Source organism: Pseudomonas cerasi, assembly GCF_900074915.1.
Classification (GTDB): Bacteria; Pseudomonadota; Gammaproteobacteria; order Pseudomonadales; family Pseudomonadaceae; genus Aquipseudomonas; species Aquipseudomonas cerasi.
The window spans coordinates 3,863,406-3,876,281 of sequence record NZ_LT222319.1 but is presented as its reverse complement, the minus strand read 5'-3'; the positions used below and the strand labels follow the sequence as shown (position 1 = coordinate 3,876,281).

Genomic DNA, 12,876 nt, shown 5'->3' with positions numbered 1-12,876 from the left:
GCAACGTGGGAGGTCAAGCCTCCCACTCGCTGAGTCTCAGCGATATTCGCACAGGTAGGCGGTATCGACTTTGACCTTGAGCTGGAACTTGCTGTTGGCCGGTACGTTGAACTGGTTGCCGGTGGCAAAGGTTTCCCAGTCAGTGCTGTCCGGAAGCTTCACGCTCAATTCGCCGGAGATCACATGCATGATTTCCCGTTGCGCCGTACCGAACTCATATTCGCCCGCCGCCATGACACCGATGGTTGCCTCACCATCGGCCTGGGTGAAGGCGATGGATTTGACGGTGCCGTCGAAGTACTCGTTGACCTTGAACATGGGCGATTCCTTTTGAAAGGGCTGAAAATGGCTCGCCAGTATGCCCAACACGTTAAAACTCGTCACGCCCCTTGCACATCGACGCTGACGAAACGTCGACCTGCAGCGGCATTCAGTTGGGCAGAATCAACGGCAGCAGCCTGGCAGTATTGCGGGCATCGACCAAGGCGCGGTGCTGTTGCCCGCTGAACTGCATGCCTGCCAGTTGCAAGGCACTGTTCAGCCCCATCGGTTTCTGCAAATGGCGAGCCTGGGCGAAACGCTGTTTGAGATTGACGTGCGGCATGCTGGACAGTGCACTGTCGAGGTGATGCTGACGCCATTCCTCTTCCAGTTGCTGACGATCGTAGGCCTGCGCGCCGGGCGCACGAAGCGTTCGAAATGGTCCAGCTCGCGTCCGTCCTGATTGACCAGTGTCGCGCCTATCTCGATGACTTCCATTTCTGCGACCGGCCACCCACCTTCTTCGGTCGTAGCCTCAAGATCAATCACCAGCCAGTGCGGCATCATCAAGCTTCCTTACGATAGTCAATGGCTTGAGCGTAGCCAGATTAACCCGGTGCGCACACCCTGAGCCTTGCATCGGCACCCTTGTTGTAACAACTGCCCCTACAGTGACCACGGGTGATTGCATTGGTGCCTCGCAGGCGGCTGTCACTTGCCTGGGCGAATACCGCAAGGATGCCGCAGAGCGCTGACGCCGTCGATTTGACAGTTGTTTAAATCATGGAAACCGCATAGTTTGAACGGCTTTGATTGATGTCGTGTTTTATGAAAAGACTTGCAGTGTTAATTGACGGTGTGGCGCGCAAGATCGTTACCGGCGTCATGCTCTTCATTCCGTTGATGGCAACGCCGCAGGTCTTCGCCGCGCAGATCGTGCGCGTGGCCGCAGTGCACTTCCCCCCTTATATGGTGCGCCCTGAAAAAGGTGAAGACGCCGGTCTTTTACCCAGGTTGATCGACGCCCTGAATGGCGAGCAGGACGACTACGAATTCGTGATGATCCCGACCTCGGTGCCCCGGCGTTTTCGTGATTTCACGGAAGGGCGTTTCGATGTTGCAGTCTTCGAAAACCCTGACTGGGGCTGGAAGGATATTCCACATGAACAGCTCGATATGGGGCTCGAGGATGCCGAGGTCTATGTGGCGCGCCGGGAAGAAGGGCGGGGGCAGGATTACTTCGACACCCTGGCTGACAAACGTCTGGCATTGTTCAGTGGCTATCATTATGGATTTGCCAACTTCAATACCGATCAGAAGTACCTGAGCGAGCACTTCACCATTACCTCCACGTACTCCCACGACAGCAACTTGCTGATGGTGGTGCGCGGCCGCGCCGATATTGCACCCGTTACCCGTTCGTACCTGATTGATTTCATGGCGCATAACAAGGATGAAGCGGCGCAGTTGATGGTGTCCGACCGTGTCGATCAGATCTACCGTCAATATGCGTTGTTGCGCCCGAACGGCAACATTGATGTTTCGCACTTCAGGCAATTACTGGAGAGGTTGCGTGCAGATGGGCAGTTGGCGAAGATTTTCGAGCCGCTAAACATCAAGGTGCTTCCGATAAACGCCGAGATGCCTGACAAGTAGCGGGTGGCAGGTGTCCGCCTGCCACCCGGAGGCACTTAGCGGTCCTTGGCGTCCTTGGCATCCATTTCTGCGTTGCGCTCGTGGACGCGCTTGAGCTGTTCTTCAGTGAGGGGCAGTTTCTTGGCTGTGTCGCGCAGCATCATCAGACCGCCGACGACCGAGCCAATGGCTACGAGCAGAATTAACCAGGCATACCAGGGCATAGCGCTCTCCTTGTTGTGATACCGGTTTGAGCAGCACGGCTACCCAATGGTTCAAGTGTATGCGCCTTGAAGGGGTTGCGTGCGAAAGCATTCGCCCGCAACCCGAAGAACTCCGGTGATTACTCCCCGGTCAGCATCGCGTCGGTCGGCGCGTCGGCACGGGATTTGGCGGTCAGACTGAAGTAGATAAAGCCGATGGCCATCAGGCCCAGGAAAATCAGGCCGATCAGTGCGTTGAACCAGGCCATTGCCACCAGGCACACGACGGCCAGCGCCAGAGCGATGCCGGGCACTACTGGATAGCCGGGTGCGCGGAACGTGCGCTCCAGGTCAGGCTCGGTCTTGCGCAGTTTGAACAGGCTGAGCATGCTCATGATGTACATGACGATGGCGCCGAACACGGCCATGGTGATCATCGCAGCGGTCAGCGTCATGCCGCTCAGGTTGATCAGGCCGTCGCTGTAGATCGCGGCGATGCCGATCAGGCCGCCGGCGATGATTGCCCGGTGCGGTGTCTGGAAGCGCGAGAGTCTGGCCAGCGAGGCGGGCAGGTAGCCAGCGCGGGCAAGGGCGAAGAACTGGCGCGAGTAACCCATGATGATCCCGTGGAAGCTGGCGACCAGGCCGAACAGGCCGATCCACACCAGCATGTGCAGCCAGCCGGAGCTGTCACCGACCACGGCTTTCATGGCTTGCGGCAGGGGATCGTTGATGTTGGCCAGGGTGCGCCAGTCACCCACGCCACCGGCAAACAGCATGACGCCGATCGCCAGTATCACCAAGGTCAGAATGCCGCTGATGTAGGCCTTCGGGATGGTACGTTTCGGGTCCTTGGCTTCTTCGGCGGCCATTGCAGCGCCTTCGATGGCCAGAAAAAACCAAATGGCGAAGGGAATGGCAGCGAACATGCCGGCAATGGCTTCGGGTCCGAAAGTCTGCGAACCGGCCCAGCCGTTGAGGGCGAAGTTGCTGAAGCTGAACGCAGGTGCAACCACGCCCATGAACACCAGCAACTCGGCCACGGCCAGAATGCACACCACCAACTCGAAGGTTGCCGCGAGCTTCACGCCCACGATGTTGAGCGCCATGAACACGATGTAGGCGCCGACTGCCGCATGCTTGGGGTCAAGACCCGGATATTGCACGTTGAGGTACGCACCGATCGCCATGGCAATCGCCGGTGGCGCAAAGACGAATTCGATCAGCGTGGCCATGCCGGCGATCAGTCCGCCTTTTTCGCCAAAGGCGCGACGGCTGTAGGCGAACGGACCGCCCGCGTGGGGGATGGCAGTGGTGAGCTCGGTAAAACTGAAGATGAAACAGGTGTACATGGTTGCAACCATCAGGGCTGTTACCAAAAAGCCCAACGTACCCGCGACGCCCCAGCCGTAGCTCCAGCCAAAGTATTCGCCGGAAATCACCAGCCCTACCGCGATCCCCCATAAATGAATCGTGCCGAGCGTCGGCTTGAGTTGTGTGCTCATTGTTCTCTCCCTGGGATTCGATAAACGTTGAAACATCCTGTTGCAGAGGCCGTGCCAGTGCACGCATTGGTGTCGTGATGCTTCAAAACGGGTCGTTTACAGAACGTCAGGGTGAATCGATTCAACTCGTTGTAAAGCTTTGGTCCGGATTGGTGCGGCGATGACCGCCAGGGGTGCATGGAATTCAGAGGTGTCAGGACGCTGTTCGGGCAAATGCCGATCTACGGGTCCCGCCAGTGCGCCGGTTCAGCTACAATGCGCGCCGATTTCGACTTACCTGAGACCACGCTCATGTCCGCCTGCCAGACTCCTGTCATCGTCGCCCTGGATTTTCCGACCCGCGAAGCCGCCTTGCGCCTGGCTGATCAGCTCGATCCCAAACTGTGCAGGGTCAAAGTTGGCAAGGAACTGTTCACCAGTTGCGCGGCCGACATCGTCGAGACCCTGCGCCACAGGGGCTTCGAGGTGTTTCTGGATCTGAAATTTCACGACATCCCCAATACCACGGCAATGGCGGTCAAGGCGGCGGCCGAGATGGGCGTGTGGATGGTCAACGTGCACTGCTCGGGTGGCCTGCGCATGATGGCGGCCTGTCGGGAAGTGCTTGAGCAGCGCACTGGCCCACAGCCGCTGCTGATCGGTGTGACCGTTCTGACCAGCATGGAACGTGAGGATCTGGCCGGTATCGGCCTGGACATCGACCCGCAGGTGCAGGTGCTGCGCCTCGCTGCTCTGGCCGAGAAAGCCGGGATGGATGGTCTGGTCTGCTCGGCGCTGGAAGCGCAGGCTCTGAAAGCCGCTCACCCGTCATTGCAACTGGTGACACCCGGCATTCGTCCGGCGGGCAGTGCGCACGACGACCAGCGTCGTATCCTGACCCCTCGTCAGGCACTGGATGCAGGCTCCGACTACCTTGTCATCGGCCGCCCGATCAGCCAAGCGGCTGACCCGGCGAAGGCCCTGGCGGCGGTGGTTGCCGAGCTGGCTTGAGTGGATGGGTTCGTAGCGTCACGGCTCTTTACCTGCATCGTGGGGAAGGGCTGTGACGCTGCGAAAACCCTGCGGGTTTATTCCACTTTCAGGATCAGCTTGCCCTGATTCTCACCGCTGAACAGCATCTGGAAGGTTTCCGGGAACGTCTCAAGGCCTTCCACGATGTGCTCCTTGCTCTTGAGCTTGCCTTCCTTGATCCAGCCGGCCATGACCTGGCCCGCTTCTGCAAAGCGCTCCGGGTGGTCCAGTACGATGAAGCCTTCCATACGTGCACGGTTGACCAGCAGCGACATGTAGTTGGCCGGGCCTTTGATCGCCTTGGTGCTGTTGTACTGGCTGATGGCGCCACAGATCACCACGCGCGCGCCGACCGCCAGTTGGCTGAGCGCCGCATCGAGGATGTCGCCACCGACGTTGTCGAAGTACACATTTACGCCATCCGGGCAGTAACGTTTCAGACCGTCCATGACGTCTTCGGATTTGTAGTCGATGGCGGCGTCAAAGCCCAGCTCCTCGGTCAGCAGACGGCATTTTTCCGTGCCTCCCGCAATGCCGACGACCCGGCATCCCTTGAGCTTGGCGATCTGCCCGGCCACGCTGCCGACAGCGCCTGCCGCACCGGAAATCACCACGGTGTCACCGCTTTTCGGTTGGCCGACGTCCAGCAGCGCCAGGTAGGCGGTCATGCCGGTCATGCCCAGTGCTGACAGATAAAGGGGCAGTGGCGCAAGGTTCGTGTCCACCGTGTAGAAACCCTTCGGTTCACCAGCAAAGTAGTCCTGCACGCCCAGGGCGCCCTGAACATGGTCACCTACGGCGAACTTGGGGTTTTTCGATTCAATTACTTCACCCACGCCGAGGGCACGCATTACTTCGCCCAGCTTTACGGCTGGAATGTAGGATTTGCCGTCATTCATCCAGCCACGCATTGCCGGGTCCAGTGACAGGTATTTGCTCCTGACCAGAATCTGCCCGTCGGCAAGTGCGCTGACCGGGACTTCCTGATAGGTGAAGTCTTCACGGCGCGCATCGCCCGAAGGGCGCTTGGCGAGCAGGAACTGGCGGTTGGAAAGATCGGTCATGGCGGGGTCTCCTGAAAAGGGTCAAGAATGGATTCAAACGCTCATCGCGCCATTCGGACAAGAAGCGATCACCCAGCGAGTGCCGTTTGATCCATGTGATTGATAGGAGTCCGTTGCGCCGCCGGCGTTCAGACGGATCTGCGGATGAGCCATGCTGATGACGGATATGGCTTGAGTCGCGCCCCCTCAGTGCTCTAGGCTCTGTACGAAAATTGGCTGCGCTCGGTGATGCTGCGTTAAACACAGGCTCGGAATGCTCATTTACAACACGTACACTCCGCTTCCTCGCCTGTTTTTGCCTTGCCTGACCTTCGCTCGCCGACTTTTCGTACAGAACCTAGATTCCTAGTTCGATCAACGCTTGGACGACCGTGATGCCTGCCACCTCTTCAAACACTCTTCACCCCCGGGCTCTGCGAGCTGGCGACGCCGTGGCACTGGTCTCTCCGGCAAGCCCTGTGGACCCCGGCAAGATCCAGGCGGCGGTGGCGGTACTTGAGGGGTGGGGGCTGCGCCCGCGGGTCTATCCGCATGCGCTGGGCAACTACTCGTTCTATTCGGGGACCGATGAAGAGCGGCTCGCCGACCTCAACGCCGCGCTGGCCGACCCGGAAATCCGCGCGGTCATCTGCACTCGCGGTGGCTATGGCGTGCAAAGGATTGTCCAGCAGGTGGATATGGACGCGGTGCGTCGTGATCCCAAGCTGGTGACTGGCTTTTCTGACATCACCGCGTTGCACGGTGCGCTGTGGAACCATGCGCGCCTGGCGACCATTCATGGACCGGTCGCTTCGCAGCTGGAACGTGGCGGTCTGTTCGTCAGCGGTATGCGCCATGTGTTGATGAGCACCGAGCCGGTCCTGCTCAAGGCTGATCCGGCCTCGCCAACGGCCAGGGTCAGAACCGCTGGCAGCGCACAGGGCCTGCTGTTGGGCGGCAACCTGTGCATCCTCGATACCTCTGTGGGTACGCCGTTCATGCCTGACCTGAGCGGCGCCATCCTGCTCATCGAAGAGGTCAACGAACCCGCCTACCGGGTCGACCGCATGCTCACCCACCTGGGCAACTGCGGGATTCTTGCGTCTCTGGCCGGCATTGCCGTCGGCGAATTTACCCCTGCTCCAAACACTGGCCGTACCATCAGCCCCGCGGATGTGCTGCTGGAGCGGCTGGGCAGTCTCGGCATCCCGGTGCTCGGCGGTCTGCCGGTGGGGCATGGAGATCCCAATCAGGCAGTGCCCCTGGGCACCCAGGCGATACTCGATGCCGACGCCGGAACCCTGCTGATAGCGGCTGCCGCGCGTAGTTGATCTCTGCCGCGCTGCCAGCGGTTGGCCTAATCGGCCTTGCGTGTGTTCAGGATCAGCAAGGTCAGCAAACCCGCGACGATGCCCCAGAATGCCGAGCCTATGGAAAACAGCGTGAGTCCCGAGGCGGTTACCATGAAGGTGATCAAGGCGGGTTCGCGTTCCCTTGGTTCGGCCATCGCAACGGTCAGGCCATTGGTGATCGACCCGAGCAGCGCCAGCGCGGCAATCGAGAGCATCAGTTCCTTGGGGAACGCACTGAACAGACCCGCCAGGGTGGCACCGAAAATGCCGGCTATCGCATAGAAAATCCCGCACCAGATCGCCGCTGTATAGCGTTTGGACTTGTCCTCGTGCGCATGAGGGCTGGTACAGATGGCGGCACTGATCGCGGCCAGATTGATCCCGTGGCAGCCAAACGGTGCCGTGAGCAATGAGGCAAAGCCTGTCACCGATATCAGCGGCGAAACAGGCGGGAAGTAGCCGTCGGCTCGCAACACGGCCACACCCGGCATGTTCTGCGAGGTCACGGCCACCACGAACAGCGGGATGCCAATGCTCACTGTCGCTGCCCATGAAAACTCCGGGGTGGTCCAGACCGGTATGGCGACTTCCAGCGCCAGGCCGTCAAAGTTCAGCAAACCCAGCATGCCAGAGATGCCGATACCGACCAGCAGCGCGAGCAGCACCGAGTAGCGCGGCGACAGGCGCTTGACCAGCAGGTAAGTGAAAAACATGCCCATTACCAGGCTGGTGTGATGCTGTGCGGCAATAAAGATCTCACTGCCGATCCGGAACAGAATCCCTGCCAGCAAGGCCTCAGCCAGCGACGCCGGCAGACGCCGCACGATGCGCTCGAAACTGCCGGTCACCCCGCACAGAATCACCAGCAGCGCGCTGGTGATGAACGCGCCAATGGCCTGCGGGTAGCTGACGCCGCCCAGGCTGGTGATCAGCAGTGCGGCGCCGGGTGTCGACCACGCCACGGTAATTGGCATGCGGTAGCGCAGCGAGAGGCCGATGCTGCACACCGCCATGCCCATGAACAGCGCCCACAGCCACGATGAAATCTGCACGCTGCTCAGCCCTGCCGCCTGGCCCGCCTGGAAAATCAACACCAGCCAACTGGTGCAGCCGGTCATCATGGCGATGAAACCGGCAACCACCGCCGACGGCGATGAGTCTGTCAGCGGGCGCAATGGCACCTTCAGGGATTGGTTCATGCTGGGCGTTCCTTGAAACGGGCAGGTAGCAAAGTGCGCCAAGCCTAAACGCATGGCTGCTGCGCCTTGCAATACAGCGACATGAGTAAACGCCAGCACAGTTGCAGCCGTGGCGTTTACTCGGCGTCAGCCCCGGCCGGACAGGCGCCGGATTGCAGGGTCTGCCCCAGCGCCCGATTGACCGTCAGCCAGCCATCCACGGCATCCTGACCTGCTTCGGCGAACACCCGCTGCAGCAGTTTGACCTGTTCGCGGCGCAAGCCCTGTTCAAAGAGGGCGCCTTCATCGGTGAGGCCCAGCAGTCGTTTGCGCTTGTCATTTTCGGGGGCAGCGCTGTGCACCAGATTCATGGCGATCAGCTGACGTAGCGGGGCATTGAGGGCCTGTTTGCTGACGCCCAATACGGTGAGCAGCTCCTTGACGCTCAGGCCGGGGTAACGGGCGATGAAAAATACGATGCGCTGGTGCACGCGACTGAAGCCGCGTCTGGCCAGCATTTCATCAGCCTTGGCAGTGAATGCCTGATAGCCGAAGAAGAACGCTTCCATGGCCATTTGTTGATTGGCAGGTTTTTTAAGGTCAAGCATGTTGACGTATCCGGGTTGATCGTCGTAATTTGAGTCAACCAGTTTGACGTATTTCCAATTGTCTCGGCTACAGGTAACTGCCATGGCTTTCTCCGAACGCGTTTCCCGTCTGAAAAGTTCTCTGATTCGCGAGATCCTCGCCGCCGCTCAGCGCCCGGAAGTGATGTCGTTCGCCGGTGGTCTGCCCGCCGAGTCAATGCTGCCCAAAGTGGAGTGGGCCGACATGCCTGTTGCGCTGGGTCAGTACGGCATGAGCGAGGGCGAACCTGCGCTGCGTGAAGCGCTGGCCGCCGATGCCCGCGCTCTGGGTATCGACTGCGACGCCCGTCAGGTAATGGTGGTCAGTGGTTCTCAGCAGACACTGGACCTGGCCGCCAAGCTGTATATCGACAAAGGCACCGAAATTCTCCTCGAGGCGCCCACCTATCTGGCGGCGTTGCAGATATTCCAGCTGTTCGGCGCCGACTGCATCACCGTGCCGTTGCAGGCCGATGGCCCGGACCTGCTTGCCATGCGTCAGCGTCTGGAACAGCACAAACCAGCCTTCGCCTACCTCATCCCGACGTTCGAGAACCCCTCGGCGGTGCGCTACAGCCAGGCCAGTCGCGATGCCGTTGCGGCCTTGCTCGATGAGTTCGGTGTCACGTTGATCGAGGACGAACCGTACCGTGAACTGAGTTTTGACGGCGGCAGTGCCAGGCCGATTGTCAGCAGTCTGAAAACGGCCAGCTGGATTTATACCGGCACGGTTTCCAAGACACTGCTGCCAGGCCTGCGGGTGGGTTATCTGATCGCCAGCCCCGATCTGTTTCCGCACTTGCTGCGTCTGAAGCAGTCGGCCGATCTGCATACCAATCGCCTCGGCCAGTGGCAGGCCTTGCAGTGGATTGGTACTGAGCACTATCGTGAGCATCTGGTGACGCTGTGCGAGTTTTACCGGGGCCGTCGTGATGCGTTCGAGAGTGCCTTGCAAACGCATTTTTCAGACCTGGCCACCTGGAACAGCCCGCAAGGCGGACTGTTCTTCTGGTTGACGCTGAAGCAGCCGCTGGATACGCGCACCTTGCTGGATGCAGCGCTGGCGCACGATGTGGCGTTCATGCCGGGCGAACCTTTTTTCGCCGATCCGGACGCCAATCACGGTCACTTGCGGCTCAATTTCAGCCATATCGACCCTGCACGGCTCGATGAGGGTATAAAACGTCTGGCGTCGGTGGTCCGCGCAGCACACCTTCTGCAAGCCGCCTGATTCAAGACGTCAACATAGACGCAGCAAGGGAGCAGTCTGATGTACAAGGTTTATGGCGATTACAACTCGGGCAACTGCTACAAGGTCAAGCTGATGCTTAATCTGCTGGGCAGCGAGTACGAGTGGGTGCCGGTCGATATTCTCAACGGCGAAACACAGACCCCGGCGTTTCTGGAAAAGAACCCCAACGGCAAGATTCCGGTGCTGGAGCTGGAGGATGGCACTTGCCTGTGGGAGTCCAACGCGATTCTCAACTTTCTGGCTGACGGCTCTTCGTACCTGCCAAGCGAACCGAGGTTGCGCACCCAGGTGCTGCAATGGCAGTTCTTCGAACAGTACAGCCATGAGCCGTCGGTCGCGGTGGCCCGTTTCATCCAGTTCTACCTGGGCTTGCCGGCTGAACGCATGACCGAGTATCGCGCCATGCAGAAAGCCGGCTATCGCGCACTGGCGGTCATGGAGCAGCAGCTCGACCGTACGCCGTTTCTGGTCGGCGAGAATTTCTCCATCGCCGACATTGCCTTGTATGCCTACACCCACGTCGCGCATCAGGGTGGTTTCGATCTGGCACCCTATACCGGGATCCGCCGTTGGCTGGATCGGGTCAAGGCACAGCCGGGTTATATCGGTATGCTGGACTGACACATCCGTCATTTGAACAAAGGGAAATGTATGCGCGTTTCAATCGTACTTCTGGGTGCTTTCATTGCGCTGGGTATCGGCTGCTCGGCCCAGGCCCAGGCCGAGGACTGCGACGCCAATCAGGCCAGCCTGAACCGCTGCGCTGCCAATCAGCAGGCAGCGCTCGATGCCGAGCTCAACAAGCAGTACAACGCGCAAATGGCGTGGTTGAAGACCCCGGCGAAAAAGCAGGCACTCAAGGACGCACAACGAAAGTGGATAGCCCTGCGTGATGCCGATTGCCTGTATCAGGCGGGCAAGCCCGAGGATTCAGGCTCTGTCTGGCCGTTGCTGCAATCGCAATGCCTGGCCGAGCAGACCCGTGTGCGTCTCAAGCAACTGCAAGCCTATGTGGCTTGCCGCGAGGAAGGTTGCCCGCGCTGAGAGGCGCCGGGAAACAGCGGTCAGATCGCTCCGAAGCGCTGGTTCAGATAGTCGATGATCACCTTGGATTCATACATCCATACGGTTTTGTCGCCTTCCTCGATGCGCAGGCAAGGCACCTTGATCCTGCCGCCCTCGTTGAGCAGTGTCTGGCGATCAAGCTCATTGTTTTTCGCATCGCGCAACGCGACCGGAACATTCAGGCGGCGCAGGGCGCGACGCGTCTTCACGCAGAACGGGCAGGCATGGAACTGATACAGCGTCAGGTCCTGAGCCGCTTCAGCGACAGCCGCCTGGGCCTGCGGGTCACGTTTTTTCCTGCTCGGGCGAGTCAGGAAATCAATGCCGATGACGAGTTGGCCGAGGCCGACTCTTAACGCTTTCATGAACAAGGTCATACCTCTTGCGGGCGGTGGCGTGGCCAGCCGTGCATTCAGCGTGCCTCACGGCAGGTGAACGCAGGCTGAACGGTCACTTGATCAGGCTGAGAAACTCGCTGCGGGTGGCCGCGTTTTCACGGAACTCGCCCAGCATCACCGAGGTGATCATGGCCGAGTTCTGCTTCTCGACGCCACGCATCATCATGCACATGTGCTTGGCTTCGATCACCACCGCAACGCCCAGCGCGCCGGTGACCTGCTGAATGGCCTCGGCGATCTGGCGGCTCAGGTTTTCCTGGATCTGCAGACGGCGGGCATACATGTCGACGATCCGCGCTACTTTCGACAAGCCAAGCACCTTGCCCTGCGGGATGTAGGCCACGTGTGCCTTGCCAATGAACGGCAGCAGATGGTGCTCGCACAGTGAGTACAGCTCGATGTCCTTGACCATCACCATTTCACTGGCATCGGAGCTGAACAGCGCGCCGTTGGTCACTTCTTCCAGGGTCTGCGCGTAGCCGCGACACAGATACTGCATGGCCTTGGCGGCGCGCTTGGGGGTGTCCAGCAGACCTTCGCGCGAGACGTCCTCGCCCAATTGCCCGAGTATGGCGGTGTAATTCTGTTCCAGTGTCACAGAGGGTGATTCCGTATAGGTTTCAGAGCGGTACGTTTGGGGCTGTACCGATTTTTTACCAATCGAGCTGGTGTCCCGTTTGCCGATCCCGCTCCAGTGGAATTGGGCGATTTCGCATACGTGACCTGCGGATCTCGTTGATTGGCGATGAATGCGGGGTTTATCCCGGCGATTGGGCACATGGTAGCGTAGGTGTGCTCGCAGTTGTACTGCCGTGGCCTCGTAATGCTTTCGCAATCAGCTCCGGTTTTTAGACTTTGCCCGGCATTGCGCTATAGCCAGGTGCTTTCCAGAGTCGCAGAAAAGCGAATGCAGAGAGCATGTGTTTTGGCTTGGGCTCTCCGACATGCGTTTCTGTTGCCTTGATTGGAGCGCTGGAATGACATATGCCTTAGCTTTTTCAAGCATCTGCAAAGCAGATGTGAAGCGTATCCTTGGTTCATGAAAGCGGCTTGCGAGATGCAATCCAAAGTCTGACAGGAGGTTGGATGGCGAATCAAAGGGACGAGCTTGAGCTTGAGAAACTCCAGGCTGAGGTTCACAAGTTTGTGGCTGAGGCGCGAAAAATGATTGCGGAGACGCATAAGCTCAAGCGCGAAACAAGCTTTTATCCATTTGTGGCGGCTGGTGGGTTGATCACCGTAATCGTTACGGCTGCCGCTTTCATCCACAAGCTTCAGGCAGCCAGTATTCAGTAGCGGACATTGACCTGCAGCGCTTGAGATTCAGGCTGGACCAAGCGAAGGTGT

15 protein-coding genes and 1 pseudogene are annotated in these 12,876 nt (G+C 59.4%); 7 read left to right on the top strand and 9 right to left on the bottom strand.

All coding sequences use genetic code 11. The features are described from left to right. Positions 1-36 precede the first annotated feature (36 nt). Positions 37-318 (bottom strand): pyrimidine/purine nucleoside phosphorylase, encoded by a 282-nt coding sequence (ppnP, locus tag PCPL58_RS19750; protein WP_003371493.1) that lies wholly within the window; start codon positions 316-318, stop codon positions 37-39. Positions 319-430: 112 nt separating this feature from the next. Next, positions 431-825, bottom strand: a pseudogene (locus tag PCPL58_RS19745) (3'-5' exonuclease). Between the two features lie 252 nt (positions 826-1,077). Between PCPL58_RS19745 and PCPL58_RS19740 the strand changes: the two are divergent. After that, positions 1,078-1,917 (top strand): substrate-binding periplasmic protein, encoded by an 840-nt coding sequence (locus PCPL58_RS19740; RefSeq protein WP_032609972.1) that lies wholly within the window; start codon positions 1,078-1,080, stop codon positions 1,915-1,917. A 35-nt stretch (positions 1,918-1,952) separates the two neighbouring features. Here the strand turns inward: PCPL58_RS19740 and PCPL58_RS19735 are convergent, their stop codons facing one another. Together PCPL58_RS19735 and eat are read right to left on the bottom strand one after the other, a co-directional pair. Next, positions 1,953-2,120 (bottom strand): DUF2897 family protein, encoded by a 168-nt coding sequence (locus tag PCPL58_RS19735; RefSeq protein WP_003371498.1) that lies wholly within the window; start codon positions 2,118-2,120, stop codon positions 1,953-1,955. A gap of 119 nt (positions 2,121-2,239) precedes the next feature. Beyond that, on the bottom strand, positions 2,240-3,604 hold the full coding sequence (gene eat / locus PCPL58_RS19730) for an ethanolamine permease (protein WP_044309798.1): 1,365 nt from the start codon (positions 3,602-3,604) through the stop codon (positions 2,240-2,242). Between the two features lie 291 nt (positions 3,605-3,895). On the opposite strand from eat, the gene pyrF reads away from it, so the two are divergent. Then, positions 3,896-4,594 carry an orotidine-5'-phosphate decarboxylase gene (gene pyrF, locus PCPL58_RS19725; RefSeq protein ID WP_003436736.1) on the top strand — a complete coding sequence of 233 codons (699 nt, stop codon included), beginning with the start codon at positions 3,896-3,898 and terminating at the stop codon, positions 4,592-4,594. 77 nt (positions 4,595-4,671) lie between these two features. Here pyrF and PCPL58_RS19720 read toward each other — a convergent pair whose 3' ends face one another. Continuing rightward, the gene (locus PCPL58_RS19720) at positions 4,672-5,679 is read right to left on the bottom strand and encodes an NADP-dependent oxidoreductase (RefSeq protein WP_065350238.1); all 1,008 of its coding nucleotides are present in this window, start codon (positions 5,677-5,679) and stop codon (positions 4,672-4,674) included. 374 nt (positions 5,680-6,053) lie between these two features. Here PCPL58_RS19720 and PCPL58_RS19715 point away from each other — a divergent pair, with 374 nt between their 5' ends. Then, entirely contained in the window at positions 6,054-6,989 is a 936-nt protein-coding gene (locus tag PCPL58_RS19715; RefSeq protein ID WP_065350237.1) for a S66 peptidase family protein, read from the top strand. A 26-nt stretch (positions 6,990-7,015) separates the two neighbouring features. Here the strand turns inward: PCPL58_RS19715 and PCPL58_RS19710 are convergent, their stop codons facing one another. Together PCPL58_RS19710 and PCPL58_RS19705 are read right to left on the bottom strand one after the other, a co-directional pair. Continuing rightward, complete coding sequence (locus PCPL58_RS19710) at positions 7,016-8,209, bottom strand: benzoate/H(+) symporter BenE family transporter (protein ID WP_065350236.1); 1,194 nt, start codon at positions 8,207-8,209, stop codon at positions 7,016-7,018. 116 nt (positions 8,210-8,325) lie between these two features. Beyond that, complete coding sequence (locus tag PCPL58_RS19705; RefSeq protein WP_042931015.1) at positions 8,326-8,796, bottom strand: MarR family transcriptional regulator; 471 nt, start codon at positions 8,794-8,796, stop codon at positions 8,326-8,328. Between the two features lie 82 nt (positions 8,797-8,878). Here PCPL58_RS19705 and PCPL58_RS19700 point away from each other — a divergent pair, with 82 nt between their 5' ends. Genes PCPL58_RS19700 through PCPL58_RS19690 form a run of 3 tightly spaced genes read left to right on the top strand, consistent with a single transcriptional unit; the run spans position 8,879 to position 11,110 of the window. Next, positions 8,879-10,045, top strand: coding sequence for an aminotransferase-like domain-containing protein (locus tag PCPL58_RS19700; protein WP_065350235.1), 1,167 nt, complete (start codon positions 8,879-8,881; stop codon positions 10,043-10,045). A 39-nt stretch (positions 10,046-10,084) separates the two neighbouring features. Then, entirely contained in the window at positions 10,085-10,687 is a 603-nt protein-coding gene (locus PCPL58_RS19695; RefSeq protein ID WP_003343108.1) for a glutathione S-transferase family protein, read from the top strand. Between the two features lie 30 nt (positions 10,688-10,717). After that, complete coding sequence (locus PCPL58_RS19690; RefSeq protein ID WP_065350234.1) at positions 10,718-11,110, top strand: lysozyme inhibitor LprI family protein; 393 nt, start codon at positions 10,718-10,720, stop codon at positions 11,108-11,110. A 20-nt stretch (positions 11,111-11,130) separates the two neighbouring features. On the opposite strand, the gene PCPL58_RS19685 is transcribed toward PCPL58_RS19690, so the two are convergent. Together PCPL58_RS19685 and folE are read right to left on the bottom strand one after the other, a co-directional pair. Next, positions 11,131-11,508: a glutaredoxin family protein gene (locus tag PCPL58_RS19685; protein ID WP_003315148.1), complete on the bottom strand. Its 378-nt coding sequence runs from the start codon at positions 11,506-11,508 to the stop codon at positions 11,131-11,133. 73 nt (positions 11,509-11,581) lie between these two features. Beyond that, positions 11,582-12,127, bottom strand: a complete 546-nt coding sequence (gene folE, locus PCPL58_RS19680) for a GTP cyclohydrolase I FolE (RefSeq protein WP_010427107.1) — start codon at positions 12,125-12,127, stop codon at positions 11,582-11,584. A 488-nt stretch (positions 12,128-12,615) separates the two neighbouring features. Between folE and PCPL58_RS31395 the strand changes: the two genes are divergently transcribed. Beyond that, positions 12,616-12,825 carry a hypothetical protein gene (locus PCPL58_RS31395; RefSeq protein WP_058396597.1) on the top strand — a complete coding sequence of 70 codons (210 nt, stop codon included), beginning with the start codon at positions 12,616-12,618 and terminating at the stop codon, positions 12,823-12,825. Positions 12,826-12,876: the final 51 nt, after the last annotated feature.

What these genes read in the sequence shown, in the direction of transcription:
- PCPL58_RS19715 (WP_065350237.1), top strand. Translation starts at nt 6,054, where the DNA reads ATGCCTGCCACCTCTTCAAACACTCTTCACCCCCGGGCTCTGCGAGCT.
- PCPL58_RS19705 (WP_042931015.1), bottom strand. Translation starts at nt 8,796, where the DNA reads ATGCTTGACCTTAAAAAACCTGCCAATCAACAAATGGCCATGGAAGCG.
- pyrF (WP_003436736.1), top strand. Translation starts at nt 3,896, where the DNA reads ATGTCCGCCTGCCAGACTCCTGTCATCGTCGCCCTGGATTTTCCGACC.
- ppnP (WP_003371493.1), bottom strand. Translation starts at nt 318, where the DNA reads ATGTTCAAGGTCAACGAGTACTTCGACGGCACCGTCAAATCCATCGCC.
- PCPL58_RS19695 (WP_003343108.1), top strand. Translation starts at nt 10,085, where the DNA reads ATGTACAAGGTTTATGGCGATTACAACTCGGGCAACTGCTACAAGGTC.
- PCPL58_RS19685 (WP_003315148.1), bottom strand. Translation starts at nt 11,508, where the DNA reads ATGACCTTGTTCATGAAAGCGTTAAGAGTCGGCCTCGGCCAACTCGTC.
- PCPL58_RS19710 (WP_065350236.1), bottom strand. Translation starts at nt 8,209, where the DNA reads ATGAACCAATCCCTGAAGGTGCCATTGCGCCCGCTGACAGACTCATCG.
- PCPL58_RS19720 (WP_065350238.1), bottom strand. Translation starts at nt 5,679, where the DNA reads ATGACCGATCTTTCCAACCGCCAGTTCCTGCTCGCCAAGCGCCCTTCG.
- PCPL58_RS19690 (WP_065350234.1), top strand. Translation starts at nt 10,718, where the DNA reads ATGCGCGTTTCAATCGTACTTCTGGGTGCTTTCATTGCGCTGGGTATC.
- eat (WP_044309798.1), bottom strand. Translation starts at nt 3,604, where the DNA reads ATGAGCACACAACTCAAGCCGACGCTCGGCACGATTCATTTATGGGGG.
- PCPL58_RS31395 (WP_058396597.1), top strand. Translation starts at nt 12,616, where the DNA reads ATGGCGAATCAAAGGGACGAGCTTGAGCTTGAGAAACTCCAGGCTGAG.
- PCPL58_RS19740 (WP_032609972.1), top strand. Translation starts at nt 1,078, where the DNA reads ATGTCGTGTTTTATGAAAAGACTTGCAGTGTTAATTGACGGTGTGGCG.
- PCPL58_RS19735 (WP_003371498.1), bottom strand. Translation starts at nt 2,120, where the DNA reads ATGCCCTGGTATGCCTGGTTAATTCTGCTCGTAGCCATTGGCTCGGTC.
- PCPL58_RS19700 (WP_065350235.1), top strand. Translation starts at nt 8,879, where the DNA reads ATGGCTTTCTCCGAACGCGTTTCCCGTCTGAAAAGTTCTCTGATTCGC.